20 protein-coding genes and 1 pseudogene are annotated in these 15670 nt (G+C 70.3%); 11 read left to right on the plus strand and 10 right to left on the minus strand.

From position 1 onward, the window contains the following. Positions 1-333 precede the first annotated feature (333 nt). Both ABTY56_RS30495 and ABTY56_RS30500 read left to right on the plus strand, forming a co-directional pair. The gene (locus ABTY56_RS30495; protein ID WP_350632576.1) at positions 334-819 is read left to right on the plus strand and encodes a hypothetical protein; all 486 of its coding nucleotides are present in this window, start codon (positions 334-336) and stop codon (positions 817-819) included. Positions 820-1456: 637 nt separating this feature from the next. After that, entirely contained in the window at positions 1457-1906 is a 450-nt protein-coding gene (locus ABTY56_RS30500; protein ID WP_502893218.1) for a class I SAM-dependent methyltransferase, read from the plus strand. Here ABTY56_RS30500 and ABTY56_RS30505 read toward each other — a convergent pair. Continuing rightward, positions 1903-2106 carry a hypothetical protein gene (locus ABTY56_RS30505; protein WP_350632577.1) on the minus strand — a complete coding sequence of 68 codons (204 nt, stop codon included), beginning with the start codon at positions 2104-2106 and terminating at the stop codon, positions 1903-1905. The two genes, ABTY56_RS30500 and ABTY56_RS30505, sit on opposite strands and share 4 nt — an antisense overlap. 370 nt (positions 2107-2476) lie before the next feature. Between ABTY56_RS30505 and ABTY56_RS30510 the strand changes: the two genes are divergently transcribed. Continuing rightward, complete coding sequence (locus tag ABTY56_RS30510; protein WP_350632578.1) at positions 2477-3298, plus strand: SCO4651 family lipoprotein; 822 nt, start codon at positions 2477-2479, stop codon at positions 3296-3298. A gap of 332 nt (positions 3299-3630) precedes the next feature. Here ABTY56_RS30510 and ABTY56_RS30515 read toward each other — a convergent pair whose 3' ends face one another. From ABTY56_RS30515 to ABTY56_RS30525, 3 genes are all read right to left on the minus strand, one after another. Beyond that, the gene (locus tag ABTY56_RS30515) at positions 3631-3930 is read right to left on the minus strand and encodes a hypothetical protein (RefSeq protein WP_350632579.1); all 300 of its coding nucleotides are present in this window, start codon (positions 3928-3930) and stop codon (positions 3631-3633) included. A 67-nt stretch (positions 3931-3997) separates the two neighbouring features. Then, the gene (locus ABTY56_RS30520; RefSeq protein WP_350632580.1) at positions 3998-4453 is read right to left on the minus strand and encodes a TOPRIM nucleotidyl transferase/hydrolase domain-containing protein; all 456 of its coding nucleotides are present in this window, start codon (positions 4451-4453) and stop codon (positions 3998-4000) included. A gap of 136 nt (positions 4454-4589) precedes the next feature. Beyond that, a complete protein-coding gene (locus ABTY56_RS30525; protein ID WP_350632581.1) occupies positions 4590-5495 on the minus strand; it encodes an MmyB family transcriptional regulator in 906 nt (301 codons plus the stop codon). Positions 5496-5652: 157 nt separating this feature from the next. Here ABTY56_RS30525 and ABTY56_RS30530 point away from each other — a divergent pair, with 157 nt between their 5' ends. The 3 genes from ABTY56_RS30530 to ABTY56_RS30540 all read left to right on the plus strand — a co-directional run bounded on the left by ABTY56_RS30530 (position 5653) and on the right by ABTY56_RS30540 (position 6947). Continuing rightward, positions 5653-6435 carry an SDR family oxidoreductase gene (locus tag ABTY56_RS30530; protein ID WP_350632582.1) on the plus strand — a complete coding sequence of 261 codons (783 nt, stop codon included), beginning with the start codon at positions 5653-5655 and terminating at the stop codon, positions 6433-6435. A gap of 102 nt (positions 6436-6537) precedes the next feature. After that, positions 6538-6687, plus strand: a complete 150-nt coding sequence (locus ABTY56_RS30535; protein ID WP_350632583.1) for a short-chain dehydrogenase/reductase — start codon at positions 6538-6540, stop codon at positions 6685-6687. A gap of 29 nt (positions 6688-6716) precedes the next feature. Next, positions 6717-6947, plus strand: coding sequence for a tautomerase family protein (locus tag ABTY56_RS30540; RefSeq protein WP_350632584.1), 231 nt, complete (start codon positions 6717-6719; stop codon positions 6945-6947). 911 nt (positions 6948-7858) lie between these two features. Here the strand turns inward: ABTY56_RS30540 and ABTY56_RS30545 are convergent. Continuing rightward, complete coding sequence (locus ABTY56_RS30545; RefSeq protein WP_350632585.1) at positions 7859-8314, minus strand: hypothetical protein; 456 nt, start codon at positions 8312-8314, stop codon at positions 7859-7861. A 559-nt stretch (positions 8315-8873) separates the two neighbouring features. On the opposite strand from ABTY56_RS30545, the gene ABTY56_RS30550 reads away from it, so the two are divergent. Next, positions 8874-9122: a transposase gene (locus tag ABTY56_RS30550; RefSeq protein ID WP_350632586.1), complete on the plus strand. Its 249-nt coding sequence runs from the start codon at positions 8874-8876 to the stop codon at positions 9120-9122. A 9-nt stretch (positions 9123-9131) separates the two neighbouring features. Here ABTY56_RS30550 and ABTY56_RS30555 read toward each other — a convergent pair whose 3' ends face one another. Continuing rightward, the gene (locus ABTY56_RS30555) at positions 9132-9503 is read right to left on the minus strand and encodes a hypothetical protein (RefSeq protein WP_350632587.1); all 372 of its coding nucleotides are present in this window, start codon (positions 9501-9503) and stop codon (positions 9132-9134) included. Positions 9504-9742: 239 nt separating this feature from the next. Between ABTY56_RS30555 and ABTY56_RS30560 the strand changes: the two genes are divergently transcribed. The 4 genes from ABTY56_RS30560 to ABTY56_RS30575 all read left to right on the plus strand — a co-directional run bounded on the left by ABTY56_RS30560 (position 9743) and on the right by ABTY56_RS30575 (position 11966). Further along, complete coding sequence (locus ABTY56_RS30560; protein WP_350632588.1) at positions 9743-10192, plus strand: hypothetical protein; 450 nt, start codon at positions 9743-9745, stop codon at positions 10190-10192. 4 nt (positions 10193-10196) lie between these two features. Next, on the plus strand, positions 10197-10391 hold the full coding sequence (locus ABTY56_RS30565) for a hypothetical protein (RefSeq protein WP_350632589.1): 195 nt from the start codon (positions 10197-10199) through the stop codon (positions 10389-10391). Beyond that, complete coding sequence (locus ABTY56_RS30570; RefSeq protein ID WP_350632590.1) at positions 10388-10951, plus strand: peptide deformylase; 564 nt, start codon at positions 10388-10390, stop codon at positions 10949-10951. Before ABTY56_RS30565 ends, ABTY56_RS30570 begins: the two co-directional genes overlap by 4 nt. A gap of 244 nt (positions 10952-11195) precedes the next feature. After that, a complete protein-coding gene (locus ABTY56_RS30575; RefSeq protein ID WP_350632591.1) occupies positions 11196-11966 on the plus strand; it encodes a hypothetical protein in 771 nt (256 codons plus the stop codon). Between the two features lie 393 nt (positions 11967-12359). On the opposite strand, the gene ABTY56_RS30580 is transcribed toward ABTY56_RS30575, so the two are convergent. The 4 genes and pseudogenes from ABTY56_RS30580 to ABTY56_RS30595 all read right to left on the minus strand — a co-directional run bounded on the left by ABTY56_RS30580 (position 12360) and on the right by ABTY56_RS30595 (position 15568). Further along, positions 12360-13709 carry a M48 family metallopeptidase gene (locus ABTY56_RS30580; protein WP_350632592.1) on the minus strand — a complete coding sequence of 450 codons (1350 nt, stop codon included), beginning with the start codon at positions 13707-13709 and terminating at the stop codon, positions 12360-12362. Between the two features lie 596 nt (positions 13710-14305). Continuing rightward, positions 14306-14482: pseudogene (locus ABTY56_RS30585) on the minus strand (short-chain dehydrogenase); the annotation flags it as partial. A gap of 142 nt (positions 14483-14624) precedes the next feature. Beyond that, complete coding sequence (locus ABTY56_RS30590) at positions 14625-15344, minus strand: DUF4386 domain-containing protein (protein WP_350632593.1); 720 nt, start codon at positions 15342-15344, stop codon at positions 14625-14627. Beyond that, positions 15344-15568: a hypothetical protein gene (locus ABTY56_RS30595; RefSeq protein ID WP_350632594.1), complete on the minus strand. Its 225-nt coding sequence runs from the start codon at positions 15566-15568 to the stop codon at positions 15344-15346. The genes ABTY56_RS30590 and ABTY56_RS30595 overlap by 1 nt, the downstream gene beginning before the upstream one ends. Between the last annotated feature and the right edge of the window lie 102 nt (positions 15569-15670).

Genomic DNA, 15670 nt, shown 5'->3' on the forward strand with positions numbered 1-15670 from the left:
GCGATTCCTCCCACTGCTGGAAGGATTCGAAGACTCTGGCGAGGGTGGTCAGAGCGGTGGTGAGTCGCCCCCCCCGGCCGGGACGGCGGCCGGCGGCTCGGCGATGTCCGGGTTCGTCCGGGTGGCCGGCCCGCTGGCTTTGCAGCCGAACGGGGCGGTAGGCCGCCGTGCCGGCGCCTGGTCGCCGGCACGTTCGTCATCCTGGCCGGCCGCTGTACTGATTGCCGTCGTCGGCGCTGCGGTGCTCTGGGCACCCGGTGCGGTGCTGGGGTTGGTGGAGTCGTGGTCATGGGTCGTGTCCTTCGCGTCGGAGCGGTTGGATAGGTTGCGGTCATGGAGGAGATGGGTGATGAGGGCGAGCGGGCCACCTTCGAGCGGCTGGCCCAGCAGGTCCGCGACGAGCTCGCCGCTGCCGGGCTGCCGGTGGTCGCGAATGATCTGGCACCCGAGCTGGCACCCGAGCCGGCTGTCGGCGCGGAGGTCTGTATCGAGTGGCTGAACCGCGTTTTTCCCGACATGGAACCCGAGGTGGTCGTGAGCTGGAGAGTCGGCCCCCAGCTGCGGCGCAATGTGATGGAGGACGCCATGCAGCGGCGAGTGGCCACTGCGGCGATCCGGCAGTCCGGTGAGGTCGAGGCTGCGATGGCCGGCGCGGTGATCGCGATCCTGTCGGCAGCGGGATTCACCGCCCGGGACCACGACAACGACTTGAGCCCGTTCGAGGTTCAGGTTCTCGCAGGCCCGGAGCCCGGCCGCAGGCCCGCCTGGGCGTTCCCGGAAGAAGACCTGACCGCGCCGGCCGGGCCCGCGGCCGGCTGACGGCCCGGTTCAGCGGCCGGACCCGGACCGGGCACAGGAGCCCGGCTGCAGGCTGTGGGTCTCGCTGCGACGGATCGGCTCGGCGGGCCGTGCTCGCCCTGGTGCTCCAGGACCGGCAGCAGGTCGCTGTCCGCATCGGTGCGGCCGTCGCCTGGCTCTGCCTCGTCGACGACCCCGTCCCCACAGACCTCGGCGCCCTTCTCGGCACCGAGGTCGCCGACGAAACCGCCGCCCAACTTCAGGGCCGTTTCTCTGCTGCCCGACTGGTTCGCGGTCCTCGACGGCCACCGGCTGACCGTTCGTCGGCTCGGCGGGGCCCTCTGGTTCGGCGGCGAGATCGCCGCAGACCGCCAGTGGCGCCGCTGTGTCCGTGACCACCGCACCCAGTCACGTGCACCGGGGCGCTGTCGGGGCGCGCGGCACGCCGGCCAGCTCGGTCCGCAGCCGCCCGACGTCCACGCGGCCGCGGTTCAGCGCGCCGTTATGGTGCGCCGTTGTGGGTGTCGAAGATCCGAAGGACCTGGTCCGGCGTGGGTACGACCTGTTGTCCGTGCACTACGAGCGGGTGTTCAACAGCGAGACGAAGTACCGATCGTGGATCGAGGAGTTGCTCGGGCGTCTCCCGAACGTGGGCACCGTGCTGGACGTGGGGTGCGGGACTGGAGTCCCCGTGGCCCGGTCGCTCACGGCAGCGGGACACCGTGTCACGGGCGTCGACATCAGCGATGTTCAGGTCCAGCGGGCTCGGGAGCTGGTGCCGAAGGCCGAGTTCATTCGAGCGGACGCTACGGCCTTGGCGTTCCCCTCGGGAACCTTCGACGCTGTGATCCCACCGGGGGCTTCAGTCCAAGGCGTCCGTGATGCAGCCCTCAACCCCCTCGCCCTTTCCCAACCCGGCCCCGGGGTGAAGCGCGCCAGGAAGAACGGCTGGTCACAGCCGTACTCACTCAGCTCGCCGAGCAAGACGTCCCCCTGCAGGAGCTGCCACTGCGTCACCACTTGCCCCCGATCAAAATCTCAGTCGAGGTCGCAGTTTCCCAGTACGCAGCCATCTGGCCGAGCACGTCATTCTGAAATGATCAGTTAGGCGCGTTGCCGGAGGGCGTCCTGGCGGGCGATCAGGCGCCGCTGGCGTTTGATCCGCGCGGCGGCGGCCGCCGGTTGGGCCGGGAGCGCGAGCAGCAGCACCGCCGCGTACTCGTCGAGCGCCTCTTGGTCGCGGTCGAGATCGGCGTGGCCTTCGGCGTACTCGGTGAGGTCATCCTGGCGGTCCTGGATCACGTCCACGATGTCGCCCAGCTGTGCCTGTGCTTGCCGCCCGGGCCCCGCTCGATCGCCCCACCCGTTGCCGTCGTCCGGCCACGTGGTGGTGGCTGACTGCTGTTTGCCCCGGTTCACCCGCTGTTGCCTGGCCGTCGAAGCTGCTGCCGCGGCCGGGGGCCGAGCCCGGTGATGACCGTTGGCTGGCTGTGTTCGGCCGGGCTGTCCTTGCCGCTCTGGGGTCGAGCCTGTCTTGGCTGCCGTCCGGTCGCCGTTCCGCCGGGCGGTGCTCCGGGAGGTGGACGATCTCATTCATTTGGCAGTCTGACCTGCGCATAATGATAATGAACATCGCCAATTTTGAAACAACTGAGAAGGAATCAGAACTGTGCGAGTGATGGGGAGGGGCATCGCGGTGGCGGCCGCGGGAGCGGCGCTCACGATGGTCCTGGCGGGCTGCGGCGGGGAGCCCCACAGCAGCGCGGCGGGGGCGAGCCCGGCCGCGGACAAGGCCGCGAACAAGCGGACCGACGCTCCGACCGTGCTGATGGCCGCGTCCAAGAAGACCGCGGAACAGGCCTCGTACCGGACAATCCAGACGGGGGAGGGCGGTTTCGACAAGTCCGAGATGCTCTTCCAGCAGCAGCCGTACGCCTCGTCCATCACGTCGTCGGGGAAGAAGAGTGCGGACAACCCCACCGGCGTCACCCAGGTGATCGTCACGGGCGACGCGACCTACATCAAGTCGGACCAGATCCCGGGCAAGAGCTGGTACCGCATGGACACGCCGGCGAGCAGCGGTCCCTCCAACGCGCGGGCTGCGGGGTCCATCAACGAGGTCGCGGGCGCGCTCGCCGCCACCGGGTCCACCTCGTGGGTCGGCGAGGAGCAGGTGGGCGGTCGAGCGGCCGACCACTACCGCGGCACGGTGGTCTTCGAGGAGCTGGCCCGCTACACCGGGCCCGCCATCAAAAACGAAGTACGCGACTACTACGTCCAGTTGGCCAAGCGGCGGGGCGAGACCTCGGCGGTCCTCGACATGTGGGTCGGCAAGGACGACCTCGTCCTGAAGTCGCAGCAGGTCACCACCGGCAGCAAGGGCCAGGCCCAGGTCTTCGAGGAGTACTCCGACTTCGGCACCGTCCCGGCCATCACGGCACCTCCAGCCGAAACCGTCGGTACCTGGGACGAGTTCATCGCCGGCACGGCGAAGCGCTAGTTGTACTGACCACGGAGTTGGTGACGGGGTTCACGGGGTGGTGATCTTGAAATGAGTGAGGGCCTTCTGGCCGGGTGTGGATTGCGACATCTGCACCGGAGACCAGGAAGGCCCTCATGCCACACCGTAACGCACCGGTGACCGAGGCCGGACGGCTGTGGCTGGCCCGCAGGATCGGGACCGCCCGGCGCTGCCGCGGACCCCGTGATGCGGCGGTCATGGTGTCGGGCGGTTCAACGGGGTCGGCCTGCTCGCGACGATCCGCGAACGCTACGGCGGGTCGACGACGCGATCGTGTGTGGTCCTGGCTCGCTGACCCGGGCCCTCACCTGTCACACCATCGCCCCGCTGCGGTCCGGTGAAGATCCGCCGCCCCGGACGCGGTACACGCCGGGACCGACCGCATCCGATCCTGCCGGCACCCGGTCGGCAACCGCCTCCGGCCACGCTGTGGTGCGACTGTCCCAAGTCACCGAAGCCAGGTCGGCCTCCGTCAGGTTGGCCCCGAACAGGCGAGCCCAGGCCAGGTCGGCCAGGTCCGTGGCGCGACCGACCGCATCTTCACCGGCGGCACCACCCTCTATGCGACCGATGCGGCCACCGATGACATCGAGCAGTACGATCGCGAACACCACACCTGGACCCGCATCGGCGCACCCGGCGCTGCCTTCGTCACCACCGCCGACCATCTGTACGGCGTCAGCCCCGACCACTCCGGCGTCTACGAGTGCACCGGCACACCGGGCAACTGGTCCAGGGATCGGCGACCGGGTCGCTCCCTAACCCCGAGCCACCCCTCGCCTCGCCGCCCACATCGACCATGGCGATGTTGGCGCTGCCCGGGTTGCCGAGGCCGGCCGGGTCCTGGCTCCACCAGTGGTTCAGGGCACCAAGCTCGGTGGCTCCTTCGCACAGGACGACCGCGGAGGCGAACAGCAGAGCCCGCACGTCCGCGAGGAGCAGCCGTTGCATCCAGGTGGCGAGTTGTTCTCGGTGCTGGTCTGTCAGGGAACCGACGTGGGTGCCGTCAGTCTGCTCGGTGAGGCGTATGACGTGGTCGAGGTCCGTGATGTAGGAGCAGGGGATCAGCTCGGGGCTGGGTGTGATGACGATCCCCTGCACGTCGGCGAGGTGGCGGGAGAGGCGTCGCTGCATGGTGGGGTGGAGGTTGACTGCCGGTTCGTCGAGTACGACGACGCGGCCGGGTCGCCCGCCAGCAGGGTTGCGAGCAGGAGGGGGGCTGGGGGCCGCCACCCTGGCCGGGAAGGCGGCCCTCCCTCTGCGGCGCGGGTCAGCGCTGCGATCCGGATTCCGCCGCGGACAACCTCTCCGGTGCCGTGCCCTCGGTGACGCTCAGGTCCTGGGTTCCTATGACGGACAGCAGTTCCAGCTGCTCGGCTCCCGGGCTTCCGGGCGGCGCGGTGAACCACAGCAGGCGTTGGCGTCCGTCCTCGCTGAGCAGGTTGTAGCAGTCGAGTTCGATGACGCCGAGCGCGGGGTGGACGATCCTCTTGTGGTCCATGCGGCGCACCGCGACGTCGTGGGTGTCCCAGAGGGCTGCGAACTCCCGGCTACGGCGGCGTAGCACGGCGACCATCTTCGTGACCTCCGCGTCCCGGCCGCGCCGGGCAGCCACTGCCTGGAGGTCGGCCACGAACACCCGGGAGTGGTGCGGGTGGTCCTCGGACGGGTACCTCTCGCGCGCCTGCGGGTCGGTGAACCAGCGGTACACGAAGCTCGCCGCCGGGCCGCGGTGTGCTGGCGACTTGCCGAGCAGGTTCCGGGCCAGGTCGTTCTCCACCAGGGTTTCGTGCAGGTCGGTGATGACGCGCGCGGGGGTGTTGGACAGCCGGTCCAGGAGTCCGAGAAGCGCGGGCTGCACGTGTGCCGATGGTCCGTGTGCCGACGGGGGGATCGGCCGTTCGGCCAGGTGGAACAAGTGGTCGCGCTCGTCGCCGTTCAGGCGCAGGGCTCGGGCGAGGGCGGCCAGGGTCTGGGTCGAGGGCTGCGCGCCGTGCTTTCCGCTGCCGCGTTCCAGCTCGGTGTAGTAGTCGGCTGACAGCCCTGCCAGCTGGGCGACTTCCTCGCGGCGCAGCCCGGGGACGCGCCGGCGCGGGCCTTGGGGGAGACCGACCTCGGCGGGGCGGATGCGGTCGCGGCGTGTCCTGAGGAAGGCGCCGAGTTCTGGAAGGTTCACCCCTTCATGGTCGCTTGCACGCCTGGCCGTAGCCAGGGGGTGGCATCCCCTGGGTCAACGCAGCCCTGGCTGGGGATGGGGGACCGGCCGATCGTTGAGGACGCAGCAGGGCGACGGCGAGACCGCGGCCTGATCGCATCCACCACAGGAGTCAGTAATGCCTACCCCCACTTCCTTCGACGGGATCGCTTCCCCGGCCCGGCCCTCCGCCTCACCCCGTGTCGCGATCGTCACCGGTGGCTCGCGCGGCATCGGCCGCCAGACCGTCGGCCGGCTGGCCGCCGACGGGTACGCCGTCGTGGTCGGCTATGCCGGCAACCAGGAGGAGGCCGAAGCCGCCGTGAAGGAGGCCGTCACCAGCGGCGTCCGGGCGATCGCGGTGCGCGCCGACGTTGCCGACGAGCGCGCCGTCGCAGCTCTGTTCGACGCGGCCGAGGCAGAGTTCGGCGGTGTCGACGTCGTCGTGCACACGGCCGGGCGGGCACACATGGCGCCGATCGCCGAGCTGGACCTGGCCGTTCTGGACGACCTGCACCGCACCAACATCCGCGGCACCTTCGTCGTCGTCCAGCAGGCCGCCCGTCGGGTGCGCCCCGGCGGTGCGGTCGTGACGTTCTCCACGTCCGTGGTGGGGCTGGCCTTCCCGAACTACGGCGCGTACTCCGCCAGCAAGGGTGCGGTCGAGGCGCTGACGCTGATCCTGGCCCGGGAGCTGCGGGGCCGGGACGTCACCGCCAACGCCGTCGCGCCCGGCCCCACGGCCACCGACCTGTTCCTGGACGGCAAGGACGAGGAGACCATCGCCCGCCTGGCCGCCCAGCCCCCGCTGGAACGGCTCGGTACCCCGTCCGACATCGCCGAGGTCGTCGCGTTCCTGGCTTCCCCGGCCGGCCACTGGATCAACGGGCAGGTCGTCCGCGCCAACGGCGGAATCATCTGAACCGCCCGCAGCCACCCCAATCTGGGCAAGCGCCTCGCCGCGCTCATCCCTCCGGACGCCGATGCGACCGAGGTCGCTGAAGCCGTCGTGCGGCTGGTCGCGATGGAGCACGGCACTCGGCCGCTGCGCACCCACACAGACCCCAGCCGAGACAGCAGCGACGTCGTCTCCGCGGTCGCCGACCGCGTCCGCGTCGACTTCTTCCGCCGCATCGGACCGGACAGCCTGCTCACCGCAGGCAACTCCCTGTAACGCCCCACTGAGAGAAGGAACAACCAGCCATGCCTTTCGCGAACTTCAAGGTCCCCGAGAAGACCCTCACCCCGAAGCAGAAGGAGGAGATCGTCACCCGCACCACCGAGCTGTACGTCGAGATCTACGGCGAGCGCGCCCGCAACAACACCATGGTGCTGGTCGAAGAGGTCGCCGACGGCGGCTGGGGCATCTCCGGCAACGTGCTGACCCTCGCCGTGCTCGGTGAGGCGACACCGACCGACACCAGCAACGCCTGACCGCACCCACCGGCCGTCATCCGGCCAAGACAGCACCCTGAAACCGAGGGCCGCCGCCGATCGCTCCCGGCGGCCCTCGGCCGGGCGCCGCTGTGCTGCTTTCGCGGCGGGTGCCTGAGCCAGGAGACCGGGGGTTTCTCCGGGTGAGCGTCCGCTGCGCCGGATTTCTCTCCGTTTGTACCAACTGCCCACGCACGGCTCGCCCTTGCGAGTGGTGACCTTCACCCCGCCCGCCGAGCCGTCCGCGAGCGCGCCGGACAGCCCCGGACGGCGGGGTCCACCTCCTTCGAGGCGGACCCGCCACCGCCCGCCCCTGCCGGCCCGCCCGCGAAGACGGCGAAGCGCCGTGGCACTCGGGGGAAGCCGTTCGACGTCTTGAGTTGAAGGTGGTCGAGGAGGCCCGATCGCTTCTTGCGGAGCTTGAGGCTCGGCAGGGACCGTGCCGAGTCGACGACGAAGTCCTACGCCGGTGCGATCGCGTTGTACTTCCGTTGGTGCACAGGGTCGGGGCGGGAGTGGAAGACGGCCGCGCGGACCTGAACTCGTTCATTCTCTGGCTGAAGTGGCAGCTGAGTCGCCCTGACCGCCCGGCGGGTCAACGGTGTCCTGGCCGGGGTACGGGGGTTCTTGTCGCACGCCGTGACCGAGCGGACGGTACCGAGCTGGGTGCTGGAACAGCTCTACGAACTCGGCGACACCCGCGGATCTGCCGCTCCAGGTCCAGCACGAGGACGGCACGAGGCGCGTGCATCTGCGGGCCCGCATGGATGGCATTCTCGGCAGGCGGGCAGGCGGGCAGGCGGGCAGGCGGGCAGGCGGGCAGGCGGGCAGGCGGGCAGGCGGGCAGGCGGGCAGGCGGGCAGGCGGGCAGGGATGCGGCGGCTACTGCATTCGCGACCCCCGAGCCGCCCTCAACGGTCCTCGCCGTGGCGCAACACGTCGGCCAGCTGGTCCAGGTCCGCGTTGACGCCCTTCAGCATCCGCACCGTCTGGTGGTAGGCGGTCGGGCTCATACGCGGGATCGCGGCCTGCAGCAGGTCGAAGCCGTCCATCAGCGGCTCCAGGGTCTCGAAGTACATCGCTTGGTGGACCAGCAGGACCGGGCTCTGCAGACCGGCCTCGACCAGCTCGAAGCACCTAGCGAGCAGCTCCGGGTCCGGCTGGGCCGCGCGCAGCGCGGGCAGGTAGAGCGGGGAGACGAAGGCGTCCCGCAGCACCGCGTACGGGTCGACGAAGCGCTCGGTGCGGCCGTCGTTGTCGAACTCCAGCGACAGCTCCGACACCGGGCCCGCGCACTCGGGGACGATTTCCAGCATGGCGGTCAGCAGGGTCTCGCCGTCGACGATCTCAGTGATTTCGCGGGGCATCGCAGTTCCTCCGATATGCCCGGGACACCTTGATGTCCCAGGGAGAAACGGACGGACGGGACCGCCGGATCGCCGGTGCACAAGAGTCTATGCACCTGGACCCGGCAGCCCCACCCACCGTTCGGTCAGGTCAGATCGCCTGACCCGGGGGCAGCACCGGATCAGGCCAACTGTTGCTGGTGCTCCTTCGCATACTCGTCCTGCACAATGCCGAACGGGTCGCAGAAGTCGACGAACATCTGCGAGAGCCCGGCCTTCCACCCGTAGTCGCGGATTTAGCTGCCGCCAAGGGGGGAGCCCCATGCGGGATCGTGTCGCGATCCCCTCAACAGGTGGGTGAGGATGCGCTCCGCCACGCTGTCATTCGCCCCTTCAAATCCTTCACCGCCGCCGCCGGCAGAACCGCGTCCGGCTCCGCGTCCCCGCCGCATCGTCAGATGGATCACGACGAACCCTGGCAACCTCCCGGACGAGGACGCCCTCGCGCTCAAAGAGATCCGTGCCGGCTGTCCCGAACCGGACGCGGTCACCCCAGCACGTCCGCGACTTCGCAACGATGATGCTGGACCTGACCGGCAGTGAACTCCCCGCCTGGATGGAACGCGTCGGACACGACAACCTCCCCACACTGCACTCCCTGGTCAACGGCCTGCGCCGGGACCAGGACGCCGTCATCGCCGGCTTGTCCAGCTCCTGGAGCTCCGGCCAGGTCGAGGGCCGGATCACGAGAGTCAAACGGATCAACAGGGACGGGCATGGTCGGGCCGACGTCGACCTCCTCCGCACCCGCATCCTGCATAGATCCTGACCCACCCGATCACAGGATCAGCGGCTGAGCCTGACCACCGCCCATCTGCCGCCACAGCGATACCGCGTCCGCTTGCGATCGGTACGCCCAAAAGATCTCCAGCTTGCCGGGGTGCGTGCCGAGCTGACCAGTGATGTCCAGGCCAGGCGCTATGCGCGGCCGCGACCACTCGGGCGTAAACAGCGCGACCGGCTCACCGTCGGCCCGGCCGTATCCGAGGTAGGCGACCCAGCAAGCGTTCTGCATTCGCAGGAGGTAGCCGGCGGACTGCTCTAGCAGGTCCTGCATCGTGACGTTTTCATCGACCTCCCACACGCCCTCATGTGGGGCGTCGACGTCATCTCCCATGCACACGCTGTCTCGGGTCAGCACGACTCTCATGGCAACAAAGCTACCAGATTATCGTCACTATGACGATAATCTGGGCCTGTTCATCGCCGTCACGTGATCATCGCCAGAGCCGAATTACGTGACGCTGATCATGCAGATCACGGGGAGCTGCATGACCGCTGACACGAGCAGTACAGCGTCTGACAGCCACCGGACTACCAGCCCCCCCCCGCGATGGTGTCGGGTACGGCGGGCAGCTCGGCGATCTGCCCGGAGCCACCGTGGTCCCCATGACCCTGCAAGCGATCGTGGTCGATCACGACGAAGTCGCGCTCCAATTCGACGGCTCCGCCTACCGGTTGACCATGCGCCGCCGCCTACGGAACACCGGCACCCAGCCCATCACCCGCTACCTCACCCGCAACGCCGTCGACCGCTACCCCGGCGAACCCGAGCGCTCCAACGCCCACTACCGTGAGCACCCACTGACCTGGGACGAGCTGGCGCTCACCGCCTCGTGTCAGGGTGAGGACATGTGCTGGCAGGCCAAGCACGACCGCGACGCCTTCAAGGAGGTCTGGCTCGTGTTCCACAACGAGCACGGCCGCTTCCCGCTCTACCCGGGCGACGCCACCTGGGTCGAGTACGCCTACAGCGTCGGCGCCGACAAGTGGGGCCACTGGTTTCAGCGCGCCGTCCGAACACCTCGCCGTACGCCTCGACTTCCCTGCCGCCCTTGACTCGGTGGTATGGGGCACCGAGGCCTCCACGACCGCCGAGTCCGTCCCCCTGCGCACCGCCGTCAGCCGCCACGACGACGGCTGGTGGCGGCACTTCGCCTGGGCCACCGACGACCTGCCGCTGCACGCCCGTTTCCGCCTCGACTGGCGCTTCCGCGCCGCTGCCAACAATCAGCAACAGACCAAGGAGACCAGGTGATCGAGGTGCGGCCCAGCCAGCAGATGCAGTCCCTCGGCGTCGTCCAGCAGGGCACCCCCATCCTCAACCGCCCCGCCGAGCCCTTCGACCTCCCTGCCGAACGCGCCGTCGTCCAGGCCGTCATCGACGAACTCTTCGCCGCCGTCGACAGCATCGGCCGCGTCCACTCCTTCGCCAAGGGCATGGGCCTCGCCGCCCCACAGATCGGCATCCCCCGCGCCGCCGCCCTCGTCCTGCCCCCGACCGCCGGCGCAGAACCGATCATCCTGCTCAACCCGAAGATCACCGCCGTCTCCGAGGAGACCGACGAACAGTACGAGGGCTGCCTCAGCTTCTTCGACGTCCGCGGCATGGTCCCCCGCCCCCTCCGCATGGACGTCACCGCCACCACCCTCGACGGCACCATCACCACCGTCACCTACGAGTTCGGCCTCGCCCGCCTCATCGCCCACGAGATCGACCACCTCGACGGCGTCCTCTACACCGACCGCATGCGCCCCGACGTCCACCCGATCCCAGTCGAGGAATACCGGGGCACGGGCTCGACCTGGGCCTACTGATCCATGTACACAGGAGAATGTGAGGTGGCCGGGTGAACGGCCGCTGTCCGGGGTCGGCGGGTGGTGGCCTGTCGTGGGGTGGTGCGCGCCGTGGGCAATGGGGTGCGGCACGCACCGCGGTTTGATCCTTCCAGGACCGGTCGGCCGCCTGGCGGCCAGCGCGGCAGGGAAGCTGCGGTCATCGGTGGCTGTTACGCGCAGAACCTGCCGGGGCCGTGTCGGTGGCGGGTTCTAGGGTCGGCGGGTGACGAGGTCTTCCGGCCCGCGTGCCGGCCTTCCCGAGTCTGTGCCCGATGTTCTGCCGGATCCGTGGTCGGTGTTGCGGGGGACGCGCTGGCCGTCGCTGGGCACTGCGTACGGGACCGCAAGGAGGATTCCCCGGGTGCTGGCCTCGCTCCTGGGGCCGGACCTGACCGTGGAGGAAGCGCGGCGGGCTCTCAATGCCCTGGAGCCGGTGCGGCATCAGAACACCATCTACGAGGCGACCGCGCCGGTGGCGTTGTGTGTCGCGGCGGTCCTGGCCCGCCGCGCCGAGTACCACCGCGGGGCGGCGGACAGGGTGTGTGCTCTGCTGCTGGGCTGGCTGGCCGGTGTCGCCTATGACAGCGACGATGCCTGCGTGGCGTCCCATCAGCGGTTCTTCGAGGAGGACTTCCTGGAGGGCTACCCGCCGATGGTGGCTTTGCGTGCCCTGAGGCCGGTGCTGTTCCGGGCCGTCGCGCCGTTCCTCGACGATCCCGGCACTGCGGTTGCCGAGGAGGCGCTGTGCGCGGCCCTGGCGTTCGCCGAACACCCCGGCCTGACCGGGCACCGTGACGGCCTGGCCGGCCACGCCCGCCGCCTCCTGCTCGTCTGCGACACACGGTGGCGCCGCCGGCAGGCCCTTGATGCCCTGACGGCGTGGGGCCACGACACCACCGGCCTTGCCCGGCCCGGCGACGACGACCGCAGCCCGTACGTCACCGGTCCGGTTTGGCCTCTCGGCGACGGGGACCCCGACGACCCGCCCTTCTGACCGTCTCGTCCGAGGTAGAGGGGGCGCCGCTGGGGCTCATGCGGAAGGCCGAGGAGTTGGGCCTGCTGGTGCTGCCTGCCCCGACCGGGCCTTTCGCTGCCGGACGGCACCGTGTCCGTGACTGCCCGCGCCGTCAGGGTGTTGCAGACCAGGATGGAGGTCCCAGGCGAGGAACCGGAGTAGCCGGCCCATGCCGTCGTCCGTGCCCTCCGCTGCCAATCGACCGGCCGTAGAGGGACGCCGCTGTGTTCGCTCGCGGGGTCCGGCGGGCCGGGCGAGCACCGCGCGCCGTCGGTCTCCCGCAGTGGCCACGCCGTGTAGGTCGATGACGGCTGTGCGCAACGGCTATCCGGTGGGCCGGGGAGGTCGGCGCTCGGCCGTCGGCCCGCCTCGTCAGCCGGCCAGCAGCCCGGCGGCGATCCGGGCGCGGTGCGGTGCCAGCTCGGCGGCGATCGAGGCGCCCTCGGCGGCGGTGACGGTGACGGCGGCGTCCCCGTCCCCGGTGCGGGCGGCCAGGGCGATCCGCAGGTGGGTAGGCGGGTGGGAACCGTCCACGGCGGACCGGTCACGGGCACTGAGCCGCAGCAGGCGCTCCCGCTCGACGGCGGGGACCGAGGCGAGGCGCTCGCGCACCCGCTCCCAGAGCAGGTCCGGCACGGGCGGCGCGGGCGCGTCCTCGGTCCGGCGGCTGCGGGAACGGCCGATCCGGGGCCGTCCGCGCTCCTCGGCCCGGATCTGGTGGATCGCGGTGTCCACCAAGCCAGGCAGCAGCAGCGCCGCGAGCATGCCCCGGGCCGCCTCGCCGCCCGCCACCCGGACGGCGAGCACGTCCGAGTGGTACTCGGCCTGCTGGCCGGCCCGGGAAGTGAGCCGGTCGAACAGCACCAGCCCCTGGTACAGCACCCAGGCGACGCCCCGCAGCACCAGTCGGCCCAACACCTGGCCGAACCGCACCAGCATCGAGACCTCGTCCCGGCCCACGACCGACCCGTCGTGGCCCGGGCGGGCCATGTCGTACCAGGCCCAGAGCGCCGAGACGGCGCTGTACAGCCAGAACGAGCGCCGGCGGTCGCCGTTGACCCGGTGGCCGAACTCGTGGCCGAGCAGGGCTGTCCGCTCCCGGTCGTTCAGCACCTCCCAGAGCGGCAGGCCGAGCCGCAGCACCGACCGGCGGCGCAGCCCGACCAGCCCGTACGAGGCGTTGAACTCGTCGGTGACCTGGATGACGTCCACCGGGCGGGCGCCGACCTCGGCAGCCACCCGGTCGGCCAGCCCGTACAGGACCGGCGCCCCGGCGCGGTCGAGCACGCCCGCGTCCTTCGGCAGCCGGCCGAGCCGGGGCCGCAGGGCCACCGCGATCACCAGCACCGCCGCGCCGACGCAGCGCTGCACGACGGTCCCGGCGATCAGCAGCCAGAACGCCAGGGCGAAGGTGGCGACGGTGATGAGGTGGATCACCCCGGCCGCGGCGGAGGCCAGCAGCCAGTCCCGGCGGGCAGTGGGGGAGTCGCCCCCGGCGGCCTGCTCCTCGTAGAGCCGGTCGGTGCGGGCGACCGCGGCCCGCTCGCGCCGGGTGGGCTCGAGGGCGGCGTCCTCGCCGGGCACGAGGTTCCAGTCGCAGGCCGGGCACCAGACGAGGAAGCGCGGGTCGTCGGTCAGGGGGGCAACGCAGCGCGGGCACGGCGAACCGTGGACGGGCTTGTCGGCGGATGCCGCGGCGGGCGGCTCGGTGGAGGTGGACACGGTTGATCATGATGGCGGGCCGGGGCGCCGGTGGGCAGGGGGGGTATTCGTATCGTGACCATGCCCGTTCCCGTCCGCACCAGGCCGCTGCCGCCCCGGTGGTTGCGTGACAGCACGGCGTCGCGCTGCGCTGGGACCACCGCGGCTGGACGCTCGTCACCCTCGACCCGCACGGCCGGCCCGCCGCCGAGACACCCCTCGACCCCGAGGGCGCGACAAGCTACGCCCGACCCCGTCAGGTCTCCGTCAGCGTCCTCAACCGCTGGCACAACGGTGAGACCACGGGGCCGATCTGCGAGGTGCCGTGGGACTCCCGCCCCCTCCGGGACGCGCTGACTGCGTGGGAAGCAGGGTCGGCCGCACCTGATATCAGAGCGGCGCGCAGACGCGGACGTGCGACTCAACAGGGCGTTGCGCTCGATGCGGATGAGCCGGATGCCCGATGGGCGGACGCATGGCGGCCGGAACAGGTCGCGGAGCGGCCGGGCGCGGTCAGTGAGCCTCCGCCAACTTGAAGACGCAGGTCAAAGGGCTGGGGTGACTGTCGCCCCGGGTTCTCGCGCTGGTCGGTGGCGGCAGTTCCCGGACCGCGGGTGTCAGGACCAGGCGATCTCGCCATGGCGGTCGATGAACCGTCCGGTGCCGGCACCGGGCTCCTCGGTGGCGAGGGCGACGATCGCGTCCGTGCCCTCGGTGAGGGTCTGGGGGCCGCTGTGACCGTTTATCTCGGTCGCGGTGTAGCCGGGGTCGGCGGCGTTGACGCGAATGCCCTTGCGCCCCCGCAGGTGATCGGGGATGCAGGAGTTCGCCGTTGCGACGTATTCGGCTGCGGAGGTGGAACCGTCCGATGGTGAACGGGGCATGCTGATGCCACGTTGCGCTGGCGCCGTCGGCGGGCGGGGCGCGGCCTGGGGCTCAGCTGGGTCTGATCGGCTGTTGCATCCACCGCTCGGTGCTCACGCCCGCAACGAGCAGCCACAGGGCGAGCGTCAGTTCGCCGAGTGCGGGCAGTTGGATCCAGGGCACCAGATGCGCGGCGAATCCGGGGGCCAGGATGTCCGCGAAGCCGTAGACCAGGTAGGCCAGGCCGTCGATTCCGAGCAGGATGCCGATCGTTCGCGGCATGAACGACGACTTGAGGACGAGGTAGCCCGTGCAGATGATGTCGAGGCCGAAGAAGATCCCGTAGAGGAGGTAGTCGGCCTGAGCGAGGTCATGCGGCAGGTACGCCAGTGTGTGCAGCTGTTCCGGCGGGAGTGCGTTCGCGTAGGGGCCGCTCCCGGTGAGGATCAGCGGTTGGAACTGGTTGACCACGCCTGCGGCCTCGATGGCGGTGGCGACCAGGGTGAAGAAGACGTCCAGGAGGGCGAGGCGGCGGTTCACCACCTTGAACAGTTCGTAGAAGATGGCTGCTATGCCGATGTTGGTCAGGGTGACCACGACGTGTGCGGCGAGGCCGGCACGGTAGAGCAGCTCGTGCGTCTGGATGTTGTGGGCGGTGGTGGCAGGATCGGACACGAACAGCATGCCGGGCACGACGCCGATGGCGAAGGCGCCGCAGATGATGTTGATCAAGTACAGTGCGCCGCCGAGACGGGCGAGCCGGGGCGCCGGGACACTCGCGCTGGAACCCATCACCGACCCTCCTGCACAGACGTCGCCGGCACCGACTGCAAGGCGATGACCTCGTAGCCGCGCAGGGCTTCGAGGAACGGTTGGAAGCTCCCGGTGACCAGGCAGCGCACCACGGGACCGTCGCACTCGACTTCGCTCACACCGGACGCCTGCTCGATCTGCCGCGTTGGGGGCTTACCGACGATTCTGACCTCGACCCGCTGGGTCGGCTGTTCCTTCACCATGACGGCAACGCTAGGGATCTCGCGGCGAGCCGCCATCAGTGCCACCACTGAGTCAGTACTGAGTCAGTACTGACTGCGAGGGTGTCCGGGAGTGTCACCGCG

This window comes from Kitasatospora sp. NPDC097691 (genome assembly GCF_040302665.1).
GTDB lineage: Bacteria > Actinomycetota > Actinomycetes > Streptomycetales > Streptomycetaceae > Kitasatospora.

Excerpts from the sequence above, each read along its gene's own strand:
- ABTY56_RS30495 (WP_350632576.1), top strand. The coding sequence starts at position 334 with ATGGAGGAGATGGGTGATGAGGGCGAGCGGGCCACCTTCGAGCGGCTG.
- ABTY56_RS30510 (WP_350632578.1), top strand. The coding sequence starts at position 2,477 with ATGGGGAGGGGCATCGCGGTGGCGGCCGCGGGAGCGGCGCTCACGATG.
- ABTY56_RS30520 (WP_350632580.1), bottom strand. The coding sequence starts at position 4,453 with ATGCAGCGACGCCTCTCCCGCCACCTCGCCGACGTGCAGGGGATCGTC.
- ABTY56_RS30530 (WP_350632582.1), top strand. The coding sequence starts at position 5,653 with ATGCCTACCCCCACTTCCTTCGACGGGATCGCTTCCCCGGCCCGGCCC.
- ABTY56_RS30535 (WP_350632583.1), top strand. The coding sequence starts at position 6,538 with ATGGAGCACGGCACTCGGCCGCTGCGCACCCACACAGACCCCAGCCGA.
- ABTY56_RS30540 (WP_350632584.1), top strand. The coding sequence starts at position 6,717 with ATGCCTTTCGCGAACTTCAAGGTCCCCGAGAAGACCCTCACCCCGAAG.
- ABTY56_RS30545 (WP_350632585.1), bottom strand. The coding sequence starts at position 8,314 with ATGCCCCGCGAAATCACTGAGATCGTCGACGGCGAGACCCTGCTGACC.
- ABTY56_RS30550 (WP_350632586.1), top strand. The coding sequence starts at position 8,874 with ATGCTGGACCTGACCGGCAGTGAACTCCCCGCCTGGATGGAACGCGTC.
- ABTY56_RS30555 (WP_350632587.1), bottom strand. The coding sequence starts at position 9,503 with ATGAGAGTCGTGCTGACCCGAGACAGCGTGTGCATGGGAGATGACGTC.
- ABTY56_RS30560 (WP_350632588.1), top strand. The coding sequence starts at position 9,743 with ATGACCCTGCAAGCGATCGTGGTCGATCACGACGAAGTCGCGCTCCAA.
- ABTY56_RS30590 (WP_350632593.1), bottom strand. The coding sequence starts at position 15,344 with ATGGGTTCCAGCGCGAGTGTCCCGGCGCCCCGGCTCGCCCGTCTCGGC.
- ABTY56_RS30595 (WP_350632594.1), bottom strand. The coding sequence starts at position 15,568 with ATGGTGAAGGAACAGCCGACCCAGCGGGTCGAGGTCAGAATCGTCGGT.